Source organism: Thiobacter sp. AK1, from assembly GCF_039822265.1.
Taxonomy (GTDB): domain Bacteria; phylum Pseudomonadota; class Gammaproteobacteria; order Burkholderiales; family Thiobacteraceae; genus Thiobacter; species Thiobacter aerophilum.
On sequence record NZ_JBAJEX010000027.1, the window covers coordinates 1 to 822 of the forward strand.

Here is an 822-nt window from a genome sequence, read left to right on the forward strand (position 1 = left end):
TAAGCGCCCTTTCGTCCTTGCAGCCGCTCTCGAACTCAGCTTTCTCGATGTCCGGATCGAATCGTGCAATGCGGCTCACACCGCTTTCGGCCACATTCACCGCACCGTGCTTTTTGAAGAAAGCATAAACCTGCGCAGCGGCACTGCCGGGCTGCCATTTGTCGAGTTCTTCCAGGGTGTTTGTGTGAGTGTTCCAACGGTAGATGTGATAGCCCTCCTGGTCCCATCGCCCCGAACTATGTCGTGTATCAAACCACCCAAGGAGATACGGGGTTCCACTATTTTGCTCGTAGAGGACAAGCGGCGCCTCAGACGAAAAGGCGAATCGAGCCTGCTGTTGATCAGATTTTCCCCACCCTAATCCATCTGGCCGATTTTCTGGGATGGTTGCGCCGAAGCGCTTCCACCCAGACGGCGTGCCGAAATACAGCGTATTGAGCACGCCGCTGTCTCCACCAGTGCTGTAAGGGGCGAACGACGTCAGGAACCAGTCGCACAGACCATCGCCGTCGAGGTCCATCCTTGTAAAGGTGTACCAGTCGTACATGTGGCTGCCATCCACGCGCTCATCGCCCCCCCGCTCACAACTTTGTCGGTCGGTCGGACCGCTTGGACCCAACGATACTCCTTCCACTTTCTTGCTACAGCGTAGTATTTAGGCGGTAAAGGCTTCCCTGGCGGCATCTTGCACGCGGGTATTTCCAGTGTCAGCTTCATTTCGGCACCGGATGCCGTGACAACCCCCAAACACAAGACAGCACACAAAATCCCCTTCGCTAGGTTTCGCATGTCCATTCCTTTCCAATCAATTGAGAACCAGTG

1 protein-coding gene is annotated in these 822 nt (G+C 55.5%); it reads right to left on the minus strand.

Features of this window, described 5'->3' with window-relative positions; all coding sequences use genetic code 11:
- Nucleotides 1–547: hypothetical protein (locus tag V6E02_RS12915; protein ID WP_347309211.1), on the minus strand; the 547-nt coding region annotated here is incomplete at its 3' end.
- Nucleotides 548–822 lie beyond the last annotated feature (275 nt).